This is a genomic window from Nocardioides acrostichi, from assembly GCF_015319165.1.
Lineage (GTDB): Bacteria > Actinomycetota > Actinomycetes > Propionibacteriales > Nocardioidaceae > Nocardioides > Nocardioides acrostichi.
Genome location: NZ_JADIVZ010000006.1, coordinates 66053 through 84004 on the forward strand (window position 1 = coordinate 66053; position 17952 = coordinate 84004).

Annotated in this window: 14 protein-coding genes; 6 read left to right on the forward strand and 8 right to left on the reverse strand. The window is 66.8% G+C overall.

What is annotated here, in order from left to right; translation table 11 throughout:
- Positions 1 to 304: 304 nt before the first annotated feature.
- Positions 305 to 1030, reverse strand: a complete 726-nt coding sequence (locus tag ISG29_RS12835) for a toll/interleukin-1 receptor domain-containing protein (RefSeq protein WP_194503843.1) — start codon at positions 1028 to 1030, stop codon at positions 305 to 307.
- Positions 1031 to 1055: 25 nt separating this feature from the next.
- Positions 1056 to 1286, reverse strand: a complete 231-nt coding sequence (locus ISG29_RS21680; protein ID WP_194503844.1) for a DUF2188 domain-containing protein — start codon at positions 1284 to 1286, stop codon at positions 1056 to 1058.
- Positions 1287 to 1454: 168 nt separating this feature from the next.
- Between ISG29_RS21680 and ISG29_RS12845 the strand changes: the two genes are divergently transcribed.
- Positions 1455 to 2474, forward strand: a complete 1020-nt coding sequence (locus ISG29_RS12845; RefSeq protein WP_194503845.1) for a helix-turn-helix domain-containing protein — start codon at positions 1455 to 1457, stop codon at positions 2472 to 2474.
- Positions 2475 to 3708: 1234 nt separating this feature from the next.
- On the opposite strand, the gene ISG29_RS12850 is transcribed toward ISG29_RS12845, so the two are convergent.
- From ISG29_RS12850 to ISG29_RS12860, 3 genes are all read right to left on the reverse strand, one after another.
- Positions 3709 to 7221, reverse strand: coding sequence for an RNA-binding domain-containing protein (locus tag ISG29_RS12850; protein WP_194503846.1), 3513 nt, complete (start codon positions 7219 to 7221; stop codon positions 3709 to 3711).
- A complete protein-coding gene (locus ISG29_RS12855; protein ID WP_328829031.1) occupies positions 7218 to 8117 on the reverse strand; it encodes a restriction endonuclease subunit S domain-containing protein in 900 nt (299 codons plus the stop codon). The genes ISG29_RS12850 and ISG29_RS12855 overlap by 4 nt, the downstream gene beginning before the upstream one ends.
- Before the next feature lie 304 nt (positions 8118 to 8421).
- Positions 8422 to 10467 (reverse strand): type I restriction-modification system subunit M, encoded by a 2046-nt coding sequence (locus ISG29_RS12860; RefSeq protein WP_328829033.1) that lies wholly within the window; start codon positions 10465 to 10467, stop codon positions 8422 to 8424.
- A 577-nt stretch (positions 10468 to 11044) separates the two neighbouring features.
- Here ISG29_RS12860 and ISG29_RS12865 point away from each other — a divergent pair.
- The 3 genes from ISG29_RS12865 (at position 11045) to ISG29_RS12875 (ending at position 14280) form a co-directional block, all read left to right on the forward strand.
- Complete coding sequence (locus tag ISG29_RS12865) at positions 11045 to 11392, forward strand: hypothetical protein (RefSeq protein ID WP_194503848.1); 348 nt, start codon at positions 11045 to 11047, stop codon at positions 11390 to 11392.
- Between the two features lie 327 nt (positions 11393 to 11719).
- Positions 11720 to 12769 carry a tyrosine-type recombinase/integrase gene (locus ISG29_RS12870; RefSeq protein ID WP_194503849.1) on the forward strand — a complete coding sequence of 350 codons (1050 nt, stop codon included), beginning with the start codon at positions 11720 to 11722 and terminating at the stop codon, positions 12767 to 12769.
- Positions 12766 to 14280 (forward strand): hypothetical protein, encoded by a 1515-nt coding sequence (locus ISG29_RS12875; protein WP_194503850.1) that lies wholly within the window; start codon positions 12766 to 12768, stop codon positions 14278 to 14280. The genes ISG29_RS12870 and ISG29_RS12875 overlap by 4 nt, the downstream gene beginning before the upstream one ends.
- A gap of 316 nt (positions 14281 to 14596) precedes the next feature.
- On the opposite strand, the gene ISG29_RS12880 is transcribed toward ISG29_RS12875, so the two are convergent.
- Together ISG29_RS12880 and ISG29_RS12885 are read right to left on the reverse strand one after the other, a co-directional pair.
- On the reverse strand, positions 14597 to 15391 hold the full coding sequence (locus tag ISG29_RS12880; RefSeq protein WP_194503851.1) for a hypothetical protein: 795 nt from the start codon (positions 15389 to 15391) through the stop codon (positions 14597 to 14599).
- Positions 15392 to 15454: 63 nt separating this feature from the next.
- Positions 15455 to 15778: a hypothetical protein gene (locus tag ISG29_RS12885; protein ID WP_194503852.1), complete on the reverse strand. Its 324-nt coding sequence runs from the start codon at positions 15776 to 15778 to the stop codon at positions 15455 to 15457.
- Between the two features lie 16 nt (positions 15779 to 15794).
- Here ISG29_RS12885 and ISG29_RS12890 point away from each other — a divergent pair, with 16 nt between their 5' ends.
- Together ISG29_RS12890 and ISG29_RS12895 are read left to right on the forward strand one after the other, a co-directional pair.
- A complete protein-coding gene (locus ISG29_RS12890) occupies positions 15795 to 16376 on the forward strand; it encodes a hypothetical protein (protein ID WP_194503853.1) in 582 nt (193 codons plus the stop codon).
- A gap of 94 nt (positions 16377 to 16470) precedes the next feature.
- A complete protein-coding gene (locus ISG29_RS12895; RefSeq protein WP_194503854.1) occupies positions 16471 to 17517 on the forward strand; it encodes a hypothetical protein in 1047 nt (348 codons plus the stop codon).
- 142 nt (positions 17518 to 17659) lie between these two features.
- Here the strand turns inward: ISG29_RS12895 and ISG29_RS12900 are convergent, their stop codons facing one another.
- Entirely contained in the window at positions 17660 to 17914 is a 255-nt protein-coding gene (locus ISG29_RS12900; protein ID WP_194503855.1) for a hypothetical protein, read from the reverse strand.
- Positions 17915 to 17952 lie beyond the last annotated feature (38 nt).

Below are 17952 nucleotides of genomic sequence, written 5' to 3' on the forward strand. Positions count from 1 at the left end.
TGTGGACACCAGTGGGTGAAGTTTGTGCTACGAGCGCGTGACCGGGCGCCGTCAGGGGGCACTCGTGGGCTGCCGGCGGGCGGCTAGGGTGTGCGCCCGGGGCCTCTGGCGTATGGAAAGAACTACCGTGACCTGCCAGAACCGCAGCTCCTCAAGGTTCAGGGTCGAGGAACTTCGGGACGCACACGGCCGCAAGGTGGAACGCGCGGTCGCCGCGAGAGGAACATGGTGTTCCCGGATGCACTTGGAGGTCCGACGCAGCCTGCGAACCCGCGCCGCGGACTGGCGCCCTCTTGGCGCCTTTCTAGTCGGCGACCAGCACGGCGCTCGCGATCTTCTCGGCAATGTTGCTGACGGAGTCTTGGGCCGTCGTGAACCCGGCCAGGTCGGGGAGGATGCCGCTGTAGTCGGCCACGTCCTCGAACGTGACGTTGTGAAGAACCGGAATCAGGGTCGACTTGCTGAGGAGTGCTCCGAGTTCACGCTCGGTCCAGAACCGACCCGCGAGGTAGGCGGGGGTCAGCAGGGCGATGCCCGAGCGCGCCTTGCGGAGCCCGTGGTCCATCTGCAGAGCCTGACTCCTGCCAGGCTGGATGGCGACCGCGTCGAACCAGACGGCCACGCCCCGCTGTTCCAGAGCATCGCGAAGTTCGCGTGCGACCTCCTCGCCATCCAGTCGCGCATAGCTCAGGAAGGTGTCGTAGTCGCGCGGGTCAGCGAGAGCGACTGCTTCGTGCACCCGCTCGGAGAGACGGCGCTCCTCCTCGGTGTATCGCACGTTGGGTGAGGCTCCCAGTCGTCGGTTGACCTCGTCGACGACCCGCTTGTTGTGCGCGTCGACCTTCCGATTGTGGTCGTCGACGGCCCTCTTGTTCGCCCGGTTCACGCGGTCGATCTCGCGCTTGTTGTGCGCGTCGACCTTCCGGTTGTGGTCGTCGACCGCCTTCTTGTTCGCGCGGTTTACGCGGTCGATCTCGCGCTTGACTTGCTGTTCGGCTCGCCTCTGCGCGGCGCGGATCTGGGCCTGCATCTGACTTCGACTTGCGGCCACGGGCTCAGCCCTTCGGCGGGTACGGGTCGTTGCCGTAGGAGTCGCGCTCGCGAATGCGACCGTCGCGTCCGTGGAGAAGGAACTCGACCTGGTCTCGGCGTGCGGTGCTGCGGCCGGCGCTCGCTGCGTCTGCCTGGGTGTCATGAACAGAAGAGGCGCGGCTGGCGTTGTCGCGGCTGACGCTCCACCTTCCATCCTCTCGCGGGGTCACGTGGACGTTCTTGCGATCACTCATTGCGCCTCCTGGGGATTCGGACCGTCTCACGCGGCCGCTACTCCGAGACTATCAGTTGGGACACGGATCGGCACGCGCATCTGCACATTCGAAGCGCTCGGGGTGCCGCGATCCCATGAGCCCCTACGGCAGAATGGGCTGAGTGAACCCACTGCGACCCCAAGCCCGATGACGGCGAGCGCTGGCTTCGTGCCCGAACGGCTACGTCTCGCACGCGACCTTCAGAAGTTGAGCCAATCCGCCTTGGCCCGCCAGGTCGGGCTGACGCCAGCGGCGGTGTCGAAGTTCGAGTCCGGGGAGACCACACCCTCGGCAAGCACGCTGACGGCTCTCGCCACTGCTCTGTCGATGCCGGTCGGGTACTTCGACGTCCCGGTCGAGGAGACGCACGAAGGCTTCTTCCGCTCGCTCAGGAAGTCCACGGTTTCTCAGCGGCGCCGGGCACGATCTCTGGCCCACCTGGTCCACGACCTCGCGGCCACGGTCGGGGCGGCGGGGTGGCCGGCGCTCAACCTACCCCGCTACCCCGTCGACTCTCTCGATGCAGACACGGATCTGCCCGCGCAAGCGGCGCGTGAGGTACGTGCAAGATGGTGCGTTCCGGCCGGTCCGATCCACGACGTAGTCGCGCTGCTCGAGGATCACGGTGTGCTCGTCTTGCGGCTCCCGCTGGATGCGGCCGACGTCGACGCCTTCTCGCTCCCCTTCCCCGATCACCCTGTCGTCGTCCTCTCAGCCAATAAGGACGACCGGGCCCGGTCGCGCTTCGATGCCGCTCACGAGCTCGGACATCTCGTGATGCACGGCGAGTCCGTTTGGGGTGTGAAAGAAGTTGAGACACAGGCGCACCAATTCGCCGCAGAGTTCCTCATGCCCGGCGAACAGATAGCGCAGGAGTTGCCGGACCGCCCAGACTGGGATGTGTTCTTCAAGCTGAAGCAGCGCTGGCATGTCTCAATCGCAGCGCTCCTTCTGCGCGCCCGCACCCTCGAGCGCATGCCACCGGCCGCCTACACCACCGCGATGAAAGGGCTCTCGGCTCGAGGGTGGCGCCGCATCGAGCCCGTACCACTTGGCCCGCCGGAGAGCCCGACAAAGACCCGGAACCTACTCAGGACAGCTCAACGAGAGTCGACTTGGTTCCCCCAGGCTCTGCTACCAGCGTTAGAGGATCCTCTGAACGCTTGAGCGCCCATAGCTCCTGAGCTTGTGCGGCGGCTGTACTGCGAGGTCGGTCCAGCACTTCTACACAGCGATGCCGAGAACGACGCTGGTTGCCCTAGAAGATCTGGCGGTCCCGGCCGCCGCTAACACTGGTAGTTGCGCCCACCGTTGGATGGCGAGTCGAATTACCTTTTCCCCTGACGCCTGAAGGCGACAAACACCAATCCTGCGATTGCGACCCATCTCAACGCCCGACGGACAAGCGTGTCGTCCTCGGAGACTGGCTTACTGACCGCCGTATCCCGCAACGGCAGATCCGAACCCACTTTCGAAGTTCGGTTGCTCAATTTGCCCGTCGAGAACGTCACAGCCCCCAAGAGACCAGCCGCGACTCCGAGCAGAACACCGGCAGTGTTCTGCATGAGACTCAGGGTCGCGGCGCGGCCAGGAATACCGAGTCGCGCTTCTGGCTGAATTCCCACTCTGCTTCCCCACGCTAATACGCCGCTGCTCGCTGTGGGTGGGCGAGCCTCCTCTAGGCTCGCGTCGAGTCCAAGTTCACCACTCACAACGCGGCTCTCAAGAGCTGGCGGAACAAGTAGTTCGACTTCGCCGAGTTGCTTAGCGCTGTAGACGCCTGACTCGTTTGGACTGAGACCGGGGAATCCACCTACCAGCGGTAGCGAAACAAACACGGTGGGGGCGTAGAGGGGGCCTAGTTGCCTAGTCGCAGCGGTAGGTCGCGCAACAAGTCCAGTAAAAGAATTAGCAATCCCGAAGATCTGATCCGCGGTGCCGACGCGTAGACCGTCGGCACATGGGGGCACGTCTTCAAACTCGAAACGGAACACCTGTACGGGGCCGAAGTCGCGCGATCCGGCGATACTTCCGCCCGACAGAGGGAAGGAGTCGAACTCGTCTGGCCGGACTTGACGGCCCGCGGCAGATGTAGGCGACGTGATGCGTGCATCCCCTCCGACCAAAATCCAGCCCTCGATCGGCTGCTCACCGCAAGCTGTGATGCTGTAGGTCATCCGATCACGCGGTCCACCGTCATTGACCTCAGCGGACAACTGCAAGCGGTTGGCTCCATCACTGAGCGCTACCTCTCGCGGTACTACCACTTGGACCCACCCGTCGAACCGCGTCAGCGCAGACCCCTGGGCAGATAGCAGGCCCGTCGCCAGCATCAGTCCACTACAGGTCAGGATGACCAAGCCAAGCAACGCGGAACCGACCCTCCGTCGGTCCGGCGGCTTCACTCGTCCGGCCGCTGGCCACCCGCGGCAGCGCCCCATCGGCCAGCGGTGAACTTCTGCTTCTCCAGTCCGTCTGGAATCTCTTTGGTGCCGTTGCCGATGCGGACGTAGAAGGCAGTCTTCGACACCATCTGGCCCTTCTTGTCGACCTTGACGTTGGCGTCGACCGGGAAGGCCGAGGGTGGGGTGTGGACCCGGCAGAGGTCCTTGTCGTCGACGGTGTGGAGGTAGGTCTTGATCTCGGCTGCCGCAGCCGGTCCGAGGGCGTTGGTCAAGATCTGGTTGAGGTGGAGCAGGAAGAGGTCGCGATCGTCCTTCCCGTCTTTATGGAGGGTGGCGTAGTCGCTGGCGAGTCCGTGGACGGTGCCGTCGTCGGCGACGCCGATGAGCAGAGTGCCGCCTTCGCGGCTGTTGGCAAACGCGGCGACGGTCTTGATGACTGCGGTCTCCAGGACTGGCATCTTCTCGCCGGTGGTGGCGGAGGTGCGCAGGGTGGACTTGTACTCCAGGTGCGGGCCCTCTTCGCCGGTGAGGAGTTCTGCGATGGGGCAGTGCTCTTGGTAGGCGACCTTGGCGCTGGCCTGGGCGAGGGTGGCGTAGACCTTCGTGACGTCGGTGGCGAGGTCTTCGTCGTCGAGGTACTTGAAGACGACCTTCTCGTTGCGGTCCATTCGGCCCAGCAGGGCCTTCTGGAACATCTCGGGGAACACCACTCCGAAGTTCTCTGGGGTGTTGTTGGCCGCGGTGAGCTGGACGCTCTTGTCGGCGACCATGTCGGCCAGGGCGGCGTCGAAGACGAGCCGGTCGGCGTCGTTCCAGTCGGTGCCGTACTGGGTGTTGAGGCGGTCGATGATCGCGGAGAGCGCTTCGGGTTCGGGGTCGGCTGCCTTCCCGGTGCCGGAGTAGATCGTGACCGCTTCCCCCTCTTCGGCGGTCAGTGCGACCGAGCCCTCGAACTTCTTCTCGGTGCGCAGGTGGGTCAGCTCGAGTGCACCGGAGAGATCGACGGTCTCGCCGGGGTCGGCCTTGATGAACGCGGCCAGGGCCTTGGCGAACAGGTAGTCACGCTCGAGGTCGGGGTCGCCGAAGGAGACGATCTGGGAGAGGAAGGAGTAGATCCGAACGAACCTCGACAGGGCGTCACGGAACCGGTCCTGCTCGTCGTCCTCGAGCCCGGCGAACCGGTCCAGGGCCGGCCCGAGCGCGCCGTGGAGGCGGCCGTGGTCGACGTTCTCGGTGAGCAGCAGGTGGGCGAAGGTGCGTGCTTCCGCGGCGTCGAGGATCCCGAACTCGTCGAGCGCGTGGCGGGTGTCGTAGAGCAGGTTCGGGTCCGAGGGGGGTGCGACGGTGCGGCCGTGGTACTGCTCGAACTCCTCGGCGATCGCGTCGGCCTTGTTGACGAAGTCGAGGACGAAGGTGCCGTCCTTGTCGGGGTGGGTGCGGTTGAGCCGGGAGAGGGTCTGGACGGCGGCGAGACCGGTGAGGGTCTTGTCGACGTACATCGCGTAGAGCTTGGGTTGGTCGAAGCCGGTCTGGAACTTCTCGGCCACGACCATGATCTGGAAGTCGTCGGTGTCGAACTTCTCGGCCGTCTGGGTGTCGGGGAAGCCGTTGAGGGCGGCTTCGGTGACGGCCGGGTCGCCGTTGGTGGTGACCTCGCCGGAGAAAGCGGCCAGGACGCCGAGGTCGTAGCCGTGGTCGGTGATGTGCTTGCGAAGTGCCCGGTAGAACCGGAGCGCGTGCTCGCGGGAGGCGCACACGACCATGGCCTTGGCCTTGCCGGCGACCTTGCCGGCGACGTGGGTGCGGAAGTGCTCGACGACGACGTCGGCCTTCTGGGCCAGGTTGTGCTCGTGGAGGTTGACGTACTTCGCGATCGCCTGGCGGGCCTTCGCGGTCTGGTATCGCGGGTCGTTCTCGAGCGCCTTCTCTAGGCGCCAGTAGGACTCGTAGGTCGTGTAGGAGGCCAGGACGTCGTGGATGAAGCCCTCGCCGATCGCCTGGCGCATTGAGTACAGGTGGAACGGCTCGTGGCGGTCGATGGCGGGGTTGTGCCGGCCGAACAGCTCCAGGGTCTTGCCCTTGGGGGTGGCGGTGAACGCGAAGAACGACAGGTTCGTCTGCCGCCCCCGCGCAGCCACGGCTTCGGCGAGGGCCTGGTCGACCTCCTCGGGCGGCAGCTCGTTGCCGTCCTCATCAGTGGCGATCGCGCGGGCACCGAGGACGCGGCGGAGTTCCTTGGCTGTGTCCCCGGACTGCGAGGAGTGCGCCTCGTCCACGATCACCGCATACGACCGGTCCGGGAGCGCGCCGACCTTGTCCATCACGAACGGGAACTTCTGCAGCGTGGTGATGATGATCCGGGCCCGTTCCCCGGTGAGCGCCGCGGCGAGCTGGGCGGAGTCCTTCTCGATCCGCTCGACCACGCCGTGGGTGTGCTCGAACTGGTAGATCGTGTCTTGGAGTTGGCGGTCCAGCACGACACGGTCGGTGATCACGATGACCTTGTCGAACACCTTGGTGTCGCCCGTGTGGAGCGTGGAGAGCCGGTGGGACAGCCACGCGATCGTGTTCGACTTCCCCGACCCCGCGGAGTGCTGCACCAGGTAGGAGTGTCCCGCACCCTCAGTACGTGCAGCGGCCTCGAGTCGGCGGACGGCGTCCCACTGGTGGTAGCGGGGGAAGATCACCATCGGGGTCTTCTTCGACCCCCTGCCGGCGGGCTGCTCGACGTGGACGAACCGGGCCAGCAGGTCCAGCCACGCCTCGCGCTCCCACACCCGCTGCCATAGGTACGACGTCGCGTGGGCGCCCTCGATCTGGGGGTTGCCGGGGCCGAGCTTGTGGCCCTGGTTGAACGGCAGGAACCGAGTGTCGTTGCCGGCCAGCCGAGTGGTCATCGCGACCCGCTGCGGGTCGACCGCGAAGTGCACCACCGCCCGCCGCAGCACCGGGTTCTTCGGATCCCGGTCGAGGCGGTACTGCGTCATCGCCTGCTCGACACCCTGCCCAGTCAGCGGATTCTTCAGCTCCGCGGTGGCGACCGGGATCCCGTTCAGTAGCAGCGCCACGTCGAGGGACTTGTTCGAGCCCTCTTGGTAGCGGAGCTGCCGGGTCACGGTCAGCCGGTTCGCGGTGTACTTGGCGGTCAGGTCCTTCGAGAGCCCGTGGGCGGGCTTGAAGTACGCCAACCGGAACCGCACACCCTGGTCGGTGAGCCCATGCCGGAGTACATCGACAACGCCGCGCTTGTCGATCTCGGAAGCGAGGCGCTCACGGAACTTGATCTGGGCCTGGTCAGCGTCCTGGTAGCGCTTGACCAGCTCGTTCCACTCATCGATTTGCGTGCGGCTGATGAAGTACAGCAGCTCGTGACGATCCAGGCCGGTTGCGCGGTCGAAGTCCGACCCTTCGCCCTGGGCCTTAACGTCCTTGACGTCGTCATAGCCACCAGACTCGATCAGCCAGGTGCAGATCTCGGCCTCGAACGCCGCCTCGGTCGGATTCGTCATGACACCACCCCCGGGATCTTCAGCTCACCCCTGACCGCCGCGGTGATCAATGCTTGCCGATGCTCGACCAAAAGTCGCTCCTGCTCCTGCAGTTTCGACTCCGTCGCCTCGATCGGGGCGAGCCTGCGAAGCGTTCGATCCGTGATCTCAGCCCATCGGCTGCTGTCCCGTGGAATGCCGACGTTGAAGTTCTTCATGTCGCCCAGTCCGAGAGTGGGTTGCGCCGAGTCCCCCGATGTTGCCAGGCGGGCTTGCATTTGAAAGTCATCACTTTGGAACCAAATTCGAATGAGGGCTCGCGGCACATCCTGCTTCAGTTGCACCCTGGCCAATGCTCGATTCAGGTTGGCGCCAACGAGTTGTGGGATGACCTCGACGCATCGTCCCAGGGTGCCCACTACCGAGACGACGATGTCGCCCTCCCGGAGGATCGTCCGTCGGAACTCCGCCGAGAGCGACTTCGGAATTCGATTCACCGAGTTGAGATCTACAGTTCCAGTGCGGAGGTCGGTGATGCGGAGCATCGGGACGCCCACTGGATCGTGTGAAGGCACCAACACGCCGTACGCAAGGGGGGCCGCGAGCAGATACTTGAGTTTGATGCCATCCCTGTAGCTGAGTTCGAGGCGGACTACTGACTCGTATCGCTCGCGTAGCGCAGTCTGGAGACGCTGCTTCTTGGCGATCAGATCATCGATTCGGGCGGTCTCGGCGTCGAGATGGCTCGCGATTGTCGCCTGGGTTCCAAGGTCAGGCACTCGGACGCGTTCGTCCAACAGTGCGCCGAGATCGAGATTCTGAATGCCCGTTGTCTGCTTGATCGCTGCCGAGGTCCGGCCCTCCGCATACAGCGACGAAAGCAGATAGCAGAGAAATCTAGGGTCGTTGCCGCGCAAGGGGCGGAGCCTCCCAGCGAAGTTCGTCGGCATGACGACTGCGCCTTGCCTATGGAGGACAACACGACCTACGGGCGCGAGTTCTCCACCCCCCGATTTTTCAATGATCATGTCACCGGGCCGAGCAGCCCGATTTCGCACGTCCGTTGCCGTGTAGCCGCGAACGGGAGCACGGGACACATCCGTTTGAAGTCGTCGATAGTCGAAGTCCGCCGCGCGGACGCATTGCATCTTGACGTCCCCGTCGGCAGGGTCAACACCCCAGGAGCCACCCGAAGACGTCAGGATCCGTCGCAGCCGGATTTCACTCCACGTCATCGGTCACCTCGCGCAGTAGAGCTTGAATCTCAGTTTCGAGCGTCGTGATCTCGGCGTCGATCTCGACAAGGGTTCGCGACGGCGCGTGCTTGTAGAAGTGGCGGGTGAGTGGGATCTCGTGGCCGATCTTGGTCTTGGTGTGGTCGATCCAGGCGTCGGGGACATAGGGGTGGACCTCAGTGATCAGGTGGTTCTCGACCGTCTCGACGTACTCGGCGCTGGCGAGTCGGCCGGTGGCGTCGGCTTCGTATCGGGTGATGGTGCCGGTGGGGACTGCGACGTTCTCTTGGTCGCGGAGGTCAGGGTCGGGCTCGGGGTCGCCCTTGCGGTTGTTGATAGCGGGAGCGTCGGGATCCTGGATGGCGAGGTTCGCCCACACGGCCTTGGCCTGCGCCGTGGCAAGGCCGGCGGTCTTGAGGATGGGGTCGACGGTGTTGGCGATGATCTTGCGGTCGGTCTCGGTGAGGCCGACGTTCTCGGACAGCCGCTCGATGAACGTGTCGAGGACGTCGGGCTGGAGCTTGGCGAGCTTCTTGTCGGCGCGGATGGCGGCGAGGGTGCCGTCGGTGATCTCCCACCGGAGGCGGAGGGGGCGTTCGACGGTGACGCGAAGGAACCCGAAGGACTCGTTGGGGAGGATCTTGACCCGGTCGCTGTCGGTGAAGTCGCCGTACAGCTTGGTGATCTCGGTGATGTGGTCGTCGGCGAGCTGCTTGCGCTTCTCGCCGAGGCTCTTGCGCATCTTCTGAAACCGGTCGCGGGCGTCGACGAGTTGGATCATGCCGCGGCGTTCGGGTGCCTTGCGGTTGGTGACGATCCAGAAGTAGGTGGAGATGCCGGTGTTGTAGAAGAGCTGGTCGGGCAGGGCGACGACGGCTTCAAGCCAGTCGTTCTCGATGATCCAGCGGCGGATCTCGGACTCCCCGGAGCCGGCGGCGCCGGTGAAGAGCGGGGAGCCGTTGAAGACGATCGCGACGCGGGAGCCGCCCTGCTCGGGGGTCTTCATCTTCGAGATCATGTGTTGCAGGAAGAGGAACGAGCCGTCGTTGATGCGCGGGAGGCCGGCGCCGAAGCGTCCGGCGAAGCCCTTGGATTCGTGCTCGTCACGGACGGCCTGCTCGACCTTTTTCCACTCGACACCGAACGGCGGGTTCGCGATCAGGTAGTCGTAGGGCCCGTCGAGGCCGTCTTCGGAGAACGAGTTGCCGTGCACGATGTGGGAGGCGTCTTGGCCCTTGAGCATCATGTCGGAGCGGCAGATGGCGTAGGTCTCGGCGTTGAGCTCTTGGCCGTAGACCTCGAGGCGGGCCTGGGGGTTGAGGTGGCGCAGGGTTTCCTGGGCGACCGAGAGCATCCCGCCGGTGCCGCACGCGACGTCGGCGAGGGTCTTGACGATGCCGGGTTTGGTGAGGAGGTCGTCGTCCTCGATGAACAGCAGATTCACCATGAGACGGATGACTTCGCGGGGGGTGAAGTGCTCTCCGGCGGTCTCGTTGGAGAGCTCGGAGAACCTGCGGACAAGCTCTTCGTAGAGGTAGCCCATCTCAAGGTTGGAGACGGTCTCGGGGTGCAGGTCGATCTCGGCGAACTTCGACACCACGAGGTAGAGCAGGCCGGCGCGGTCGAGGCGGTCGACCTGGGTGTGGAGGTCGAACTTCTCCAGGACGTCGGCGGCGCCGGGTGAGAAGGCGCGGAGATAGGTGTGGAGGTTGTCGGCGAGGTTGGTGGGGTCGTCGAGCAGCCGGGTGATGGTGAGCGGCGAGGTGTTGTAGAACTGCTCGTCCCCGGCGGCCTGGCGCAGGAGTGGGTCGATGTTGTCGACCTTGCCGGCGAGCTTGTCGGCGACGGCGAGGACCTTGGCCTTGGTCGGCTCAAGGACGCAGTCGAGGCGTCGGAGGACGACGAAGGGCAGGACGACGCGGCCGTACTCGGACTGCTTGAAGTCGCCTCGGAGCAGGTCGGCGACCGACCAGATGAATGCCGAGTGGTTCTTGATAGTGGTACCGGCTTCGACCTGCTGATGGACGGTCACGCGTGCTCCCTCGTGTCGCTGTGCTCGGCCGCTGGAAGTCGTGGTGAGCGGCCCTGAGTCTCTCAAGATGTGCCGACAATTGTCCGGCGCTTCTGGCGGCGGACGGCCGCGCGTCGTCGGTGCCGGGTGGTCACCCTGTGCGTATCACCTCCTCTCGGGAGCGACCGGCACCGGTCCCAACGACGGGCTGCTGAACGGACTGTCGGACGCGCAGCGGCTGAGGGTCGGGTGGTGGCCTTCTGCGTATCACCTCCGTCCGGGAGGCCACTGCTGGTTCCCGACCCCGCGCCGCTGCGCTATTGCTTCCGCTGTTGAGTTCTGAAGGTGCGAGCCCGGCGGCCGTGGCTGCGGGCTCGACGGACATTCCGACGCGGTGTCCCGCTGGGCAATCGCTGCACATCCGCTACCGGTCTTGGTGCCGGTCTTGGTGCCGGTCTTGGTGCCGGTCTTGGTGCCGGTCATGCATCGGGTCTTGTGCCTGGTCCGGGCGCCGTGACGGTGCCCGGTGAGCGCTGCGGCGCTCCGCGCGAGGGCCGACGACTGGTCGGTTCAGCGCCAACTGCCCTCAGGAGGGCGCATGTCCACAAACAAGCGAGCAGTGCCGGGTCGTGACGACCTGGCGGAGATCAAGCTGCGGCGTCGCCGCGAGAATCTCCTCTTCACCCACACGCGGGTCGCGGCACTGGCCGCGGAGTTCCGCTCCCACGGCCTGAGCGACGACGCGCTGGAGCTGTACCTGCTGCAGCTCCAGGTCGAGCAGGTCATCGCCGATGAGTTCCCCGACGAGTTCGAGGACCTGGTCGCCGAGTGGGCCGAGACCGAGGCCCGGGCCGAGCACCACCCGGCGTCGTCGTCGCCGACCTGCGGCCTGTGTGTCGCGATCGCTCACGACCACGCTGCTCGCACCTGGCCGCGCGCGGCCTGAGCACCACCCTCCACACCCCGGCAGGGGGCGGGCCGACAGGTCCGCCCCCTGCCGGCACATGCCCATGAGCACGCCTGAAGCGGGCGCTGCCGCGGCCACTTCCCGGGCATCGTCGGGGCACTGTCGGGGGCGTCTTCGCGAGCACGGTGCGTGGCGAGCCGGTTGATCCGGATCCCGACGCAGGAGGCCCTCGTGCCACGTCGCATCGCCACACCACGCCCCGCCGCCACCGCTCCCCCATCCGCCCTGACGGCCCCGCCCACCTCCTCCGAGGCGCCTGGCACAACAGGCGATCCGGATCGGAAGCCCGTCGCCCTGGGAACGGAGGTGAACCAGGTCCTCGAGGAGTGGACGGCTTCTGCCGAGCACACCGAGCAGACCCGTACTCGGATGAGCGAGACGGTCACCAGGTTCGTGCTTCACGCCACGGCCCGCGGGGTGCCACGGCTAGCCGCGGCGAGCGCGGCGGATGCTCACGCGTTCATCACCGCCCCGACCCGGCACGGTCGTGAGCCTGAGCTGGCCACCCGGCATGCGCGGCGCACCGCGCTGCGGACGCTGTACCGCACCGCACGCCGACTCCGCCTCGCAGCAGGCGATCCCACTCTCGACGTCGTCCTGCCTCCACGTGGGTCTCGTGTCGCGCGACCCCTCAGCGACGACGAAATCACGCTCTGCCGTGCCTCGACCCGGGCGACGCGCGGCCCCAGCGCTTCGCTGCGCGCGACCGCGTGGGCGCTGGGCGAGGCGACCGCCGTGAGCAGCGAGATCACTCAGATCCGAGTCTGCGACCTGGACGACCCCCAGAACCCCCGTCGGGTCCGTCTGCCAGGAACCCGCCGACATGACGCCCGCACCGCGACCCTGACCGTGTGGGGCTCGATCATCCTGCGGGAACGAGCCGCCCTCCTGCAGCACACATACGGCTCCGAGGCGCTGCTGGCCTACGGCGGTCACGCGCCACCAGGAGGCGCGAAAGCCCAGGCCAGCGTGTGCAACGCGCTACGGCAGGTCCTGGACTCCGCGGGCCTACTCCGCGAGAGCGACATCCGCCCGGCATCACTGCGCCACTGGACCGGCCGTAGCGCCTACGACGCCGGCACACCGGTGGAGGCTGTCGCCCGCCTGCTGGGGCATCGCTCACTCGACGCCACCGCCGAGGACATCGCTCTGGACTGGCGTCACCCCTCGCCCGACCCCTCGCCCGCCCCCTCGCCCGGCACCGCACCCGATCCGGTGCTTATGACCTCGGCCGTCGCAACGTGCACGGGCAGCGCGCGAGGCGCATCAGCACACGCAGACGTCGGCCCCGGCGCCGCCCCTCTCGGGACCGATCGTCACCTCAGCCTCGTCACCCTCCGAGAGGACTTCCGATGACCCGCCTTCGCGTCGTACGTACCCAGGTCCTGACCAACGCGGAGCAGATCGAGGCGGTGTTCTCCCAGCCGACCCTCTTCCGGCTGGCCGCCGAGGTGCCCTACCGCCAACCGGTCGGTCGGCCCCCTCTCCATCCGGCATGGGCGCTGCTCGGCTACGGAATCCTGGCCCGGATCTTCCGCTCCGGCGCACGCACCGAAGCCGAGCTCGCCAGCCCCGGCGTCTGGCAGCGGATCCTCGACACCGTCTCCGCAGTACGCGCCGCACACCCCGACCTCGACATCCCTGCCGGCAACCCGATCCGCCCACCCGACTGGGCCGCGTGGAAGAACGCCCGCAACCGCTACTTCACCGACCCCGAGATCCTCCGCCGCCTCCAAGACGTCTTCAGCGAGACCGCAGTCGAACAGGCCCGGACGCTCGGACTCCTTCGCCCCACCGGCGACGGGTCGCTGTGCCACCCCAGCCCCACCCGGGTCGTCTACGGCGACGGCACCGTCATCCGGCCCCTGTACCGGCCACCGGCAGCCAGACGCGCCACCGACCCCGACACCGGCGAGGTCACCATCACCTACCTCGACACCGACGGCACCCCCATCGACGCACCACGACGACGGTTCGACCCCGACGCCGCGGACTACCACGGCCACACCGGGTCCGTGCACGGCCAGAACTACGTCGGCCTCTACGCTCGCGGCGACCAGCCCCACCAGCGCGTCGTCCTCGCCGTCGACCGCGTCCCCCGCCCCGGCCAGGAGGCCGACACCGCCGTGGCCTGCTTCCAGCGCATCCACCCACTGCTCGGCAACGGCGTCCAGGCCTTCGTCTACGACGGCGCCGTCCGCGGCACCCACATCGACCACCTCATGACCGAATGCGGCGTCCTGGTCATCAACAAGGTCCACGGCACCCACGGCCGCACCCGAGCCGCCCGCGACAGCGAGCAACAGCGCTGGCACATGCTCGGCACCTGGGAGCACGACACCCCGACCGGGCCGTGCACCCACCACCTCGCCGCCATCGACGGCGCCGTCCACGAGTTCGCCCTCGACGAGACCGGCACACCCGTGCCCCGACACCGGCTCGTGCGCCGCCAGGTGAAGAGGCCGCGACGGCGCAGCGGCCGCTACCACTTCAACGTCGCCTACGAAGTGCCCTGCCCCGGCGGCGACTTCCTCGCCTGGGTCACCCCGCACGCCGAGCACGGCGACACCGAGCACGCACGCGCCGACGCCGTCCGTGTCATCGCCCAGGGCGACGACGACTTCGCACGCCTCTACGGCCTGCGCAACGACTCCGAGTCGTTCAACAGCCAGCTCAAACGGACCCTGCTCGTCGACCGCGCCATGAGCCTCGGCGGGCAACGCCAACTCCTCGACGTGCTGTGCTTCGCGGTCCTCAACAACACCACCAACGCCTACCGAGCCGCCGGACGCACTACCGGCACCCAGGGCCACACCGGCAGCCAGGGACTCACCGGTAGCCCATCGAGGATGCTCGACGCCGCCTGACCCGCTCCCCTTCGCCCTACACCGCTTCGACGCACGCGACCGGCCGCGCCCCGCTACGGGGCCGCGGCCGGTCGCGATTGCGTAGCCTCGCTCGCGCCCGACCTTCCGCCGTCGACCACCCACGACGGAAGGCCCACCGGTGACCGGCACGACCCGTACCGCCACGAAGCGCAGCCCACAGGTGAGCCGCCACACCCAGCGCCTCACCTTCACCCACGACGACCGTCCCAGCATCCTCGAACTCAACCTGCCCGGCCCTCGGCGCGCACGCGAAGGACGCGGCGGCGGACACTTCATCCTCGACGTCCTGCGCTACCTAATCCGCAGCCCGCTCCTCACGGCGATGGCGGCTGCTATCGCCCCGCGCGTGGGCCGGCCGGCCGCCTACCCGGACGAGTTCTGGTTGTTCTTCGCCGCCGCTGGGCGAGAGCTCGCCAGCATGGACGAGCTCATCGCGACTCTCAACAACGACACCGTGTGGACCGAGGTCGCGAAGGAGTTCTACTTCGAGCACGGCATCTCGCTGCCTGCCAAGGCAGGAGTCGCGATGGCCTCCTACAACTCGTGGCGCACCAACGCGGTCATCGACCGCGAAGCACAGATGGGGCTGCTCCTGCAGCGGTTCACCGATGCCAGCGTGCCGCTCGCACTCGCCGTGCGCCGGTCCGAGGTCGGCGACCGGCCCATCGATCTGCTGAATCCGCTGGTCCACCACATCGTCTCCGGCGACGGGACCGTGCGTAACGCGCCCTCGAACGTTCGGGCCATCGTCGACACCGACAAGGACGGCAACCACCAGCTGACCTACCAGAACTCCCGAGCCAAGCCGAACAATGCGCGCGCCAGCCGCATCCACGAGCCGCAACAGCAGAACAGCAAGCGTTCGGGATCGCGCGAGGGCCTCTACAACGTCGCGGCCAGCACGAAAGGTGAAGACACCTACACGCGGACCGTGCTCGGCGTCGACATCGGCACAGCCCACGAGGCCGAGATCACCGTAGCCATGCGGATGTTCCACCGCGTCTACAGGGCTCTTGGCGACCAGATCCCGGTCCTCGTCTACGACGGAGCTCTCACCCCCGTCAACGCGCAAGCGCTGATGGCTCGCCACGGCACCCTCTGCGTCAACGCCAACCACGCGCGCGGGCGGAAGCTCAGCGCCGGGGCCGGGGAGTCACGTGCCGACGACTTCGACCCCGCCACCACCACGACCACCGGAGAGGGCAGGCACCGCTACGGCAACAAGAAGGGCATGAGCAAGCGCACCTGGGTCACGCCTCTGCCCGATGTCGAGTGCCACCTCGGGGGGAGCCCTCACCAGCACCACCTCGCCGCAGACGACGGCGGCGTCTACGAGGTCGACAACCCGGTCCTCATGGGCGGGTACCCGAAGAAGATCCGACCGCTCACCTCGACCGGGCTCGAGCGATACCGCGACAGCGAAGACAAGTACTGGTTCCTGCTCACCCTGACCGGCCGCTGCAGTCACGGCGGTCACGGCCGGGGAGTTCTCGATGACCCAGGATCTGCGTTACACCGAGCCCGACTCACGCGGAAACGTCAGCTGGCGGCTGCCCATCGCCAACATCCGTCCCATCCCCGACATCACCAAGAACTACCCAGAGGTGATGGGGACGCGCAACCAGTCGGAGTCGTTCTTCTCCTGGGCCGAGAAGCGCTACTACCGCCACGACCTCGCCGCCAGCTGGGGCCGCGACGCACAAGTGTTCGACCTCATCGCCCTCGCCTTGCTCCACAACAGCGAAGCCTGGGCCCACCTGGCCTACCGCCACCCATCCCACGCCGAGGAGTTCCGAGCCATCCTCGCGGCCATGGACCCGCCGGACCTGTCGGGGGTGAAGAAGAAGCCGCTCGAGCAGCGCAAGGCAGCCCAGGCAGCTCACCTGCGCACCCTGGAGGCATGGCTGCCCGTCACCAGCACAGCCGACTCCCGCGCCTCCATCACCCCTGTCCAAACGGTCCCCGCCGCTACCTCCGCCCCTGCGAGCCTCACCGCCGGCCGGACCACTGATGTCGAACGTCAGACGCTCCAGCACGGTCCCATCAAGACCCTGCGCGCACCCCGCACCGGCTGACGAAAAGTTCTTGCCCGCCCCGATGGCAGCGATTGCGCAGCCGCTCCAGCACCAGACAGTCACGGTCTCCGCCACCCAAACACAGGAGAGCACCATGACCGCCGCCACCGCCACCGCTGCTGCAGCCGTCGCCGAGTTCAACTACAGCGTGCTCGTGAGCCGCACCGACTCCACGTTCCGGCCCCACGACGCACCCGACCACCCCCTCGACATCGCGGGCCTGAGCGTGGGTCGCGCCGCCGACGTCCTCGCCTGTGTCCTGGGGGTGTGGAAGCAGTTCAGCCTCCCCGCCGACGTAGTCGCGACGATGGGCGGCGTCCTGGCCGGTCTGCTCGAGCAGCTCACGAAGGCTGGTTTCACCGTCCACACCGCCGACGAGGAGACACTGACCCGTTTCGCCACCACCAACCCCGCCGGACACGCCGCGCCGACCTTCGAGGAGGTTCTCCTGCGTCACAACGTGATCAACGGGACCTACCTCGCTCTCGAGGACGCGCGGATGATCGAGCCGGCGGCCCCGCTGACACTGCCCGGATCCGCCTATCCGACCAGCGCCGGTCGTGCGCACGTGCGGAGTGCGACCCACGACGAAGTGCTCCTCATCCGTCTCGCCAGCCGCATGGTCCAAAGCCAGCGTCGCCAATACCTCGCAACAGCCTGCGTGGCCATCTGCAGCAGCACCGCGACCACAGCCGAGGCCCCCCAGGTGCTGTGGCATAATTGCGCCTCCGACGACCTCACGCTCGCGGGTCGCACAAGCCTGAACGACCGCGCCGGGATGAACATCGCAGCGCGCACCGTCACAATGGACCACTGGGCCACCACCGCGCTCAGCGCCTGGAAGGCCGAGCGATCGGCACTGCGCCCCGTCCACGAGGACGACTCGGTGCTCTACACCGGAACGCAGGCCCTCACCAGCAACTCCGCAGCCGCCAGCACCGACCAGCAGGTCAAGAAGGCGATCAAGCTCGCAGGGCTCGCGCAGGCCCCGGGACTAACGGCTGGCTCGCTGCGACTGTGGAGCATCCTCAAGGACGCAACCGACCTCGCCTCAGCAGCCCGGGCCGCCCGACAGGGAGGCATCACGCTCGTCGCCCTGCACACCAGGGTCGAGACGCTGATCGCAAACGCGACGAAGTAGTCAGCACAGCATCGATACCCCCGCCCTACGCGCCCACCTCCTCCGTCGGGCAACAGACAAGTCGAGGGGTGTATGTCGGGCTACCGGGCACGTCCATGTCAATGCCGAAGTGCACCCATCTAGCCGATGAGCGGGCGTCGCTCTATCTCTGTTGCACTGGCGGCAGCAGTCGACTTGCTTCGTTCACGAACCTCTCGATGACAGGCAAGGGCACGACCGTTGGGCGGTGGACGATGAAGTCGAACCCAGGAGCAGAGTCGTGCCAGAACGCTTCAAGAACAGGCCCAACCCCGGGTGCGTCCGCCAAGTCGGTGAGTTCCAACGCCATACCGTCGCGGTCAAGGTCAGACGCCATGACGACCTCGAACTTCCTGCCACCGTGCTCCCAGACGTCCACACAAGAATGATGACAGAGTCTCCGAGTTCCCGGCCTTG

What these genes read in the sequence shown, in the direction of transcription:
- ISG29_RS12865 (WP_194503848.1), top strand. Translation starts at nt 11,045, where the DNA reads ATGTCCACAAACAAGCGAGCAGTGCCGGGTCGTGACGACCTGGCGGAG.
- ISG29_RS12835 (WP_194503843.1), bottom strand. Translation starts at nt 1,030, where the DNA reads ATGCAGGCCCAGATCCGCGCCGCGCAGAGGCGAGCCGAACAGCAAGTC.
- ISG29_RS12890 (WP_194503853.1), top strand. Translation starts at nt 15,795, where the DNA reads ATGACCCAGGATCTGCGTTACACCGAGCCCGACTCACGCGGAAACGTC.
- ISG29_RS21680 (WP_194503844.1), bottom strand. Translation starts at nt 1,286, where the DNA reads ATGAGTGATCGCAAGAACGTCCACGTGACCCCGCGAGAGGATGGAAGG.
- ISG29_RS12875 (WP_194503850.1), top strand. Translation starts at nt 12,766, where the DNA reads ATGACCCGCCTTCGCGTCGTACGTACCCAGGTCCTGACCAACGCGGAG.
- ISG29_RS12850 (WP_194503846.1), bottom strand. Translation starts at nt 7,221, where the DNA reads ATGACGAATCCGACCGAGGCGGCGTTCGAGGCCGAGATCTGCACCTGG.
- ISG29_RS12845 (WP_194503845.1), top strand. Translation starts at nt 1,455, where the DNA reads ATGACGGCGAGCGCTGGCTTCGTGCCCGAACGGCTACGTCTCGCACGC.
- ISG29_RS12895 (WP_194503854.1), top strand. Translation starts at nt 16,471, where the DNA reads ATGACCGCCGCCACCGCCACCGCTGCTGCAGCCGTCGCCGAGTTCAAC.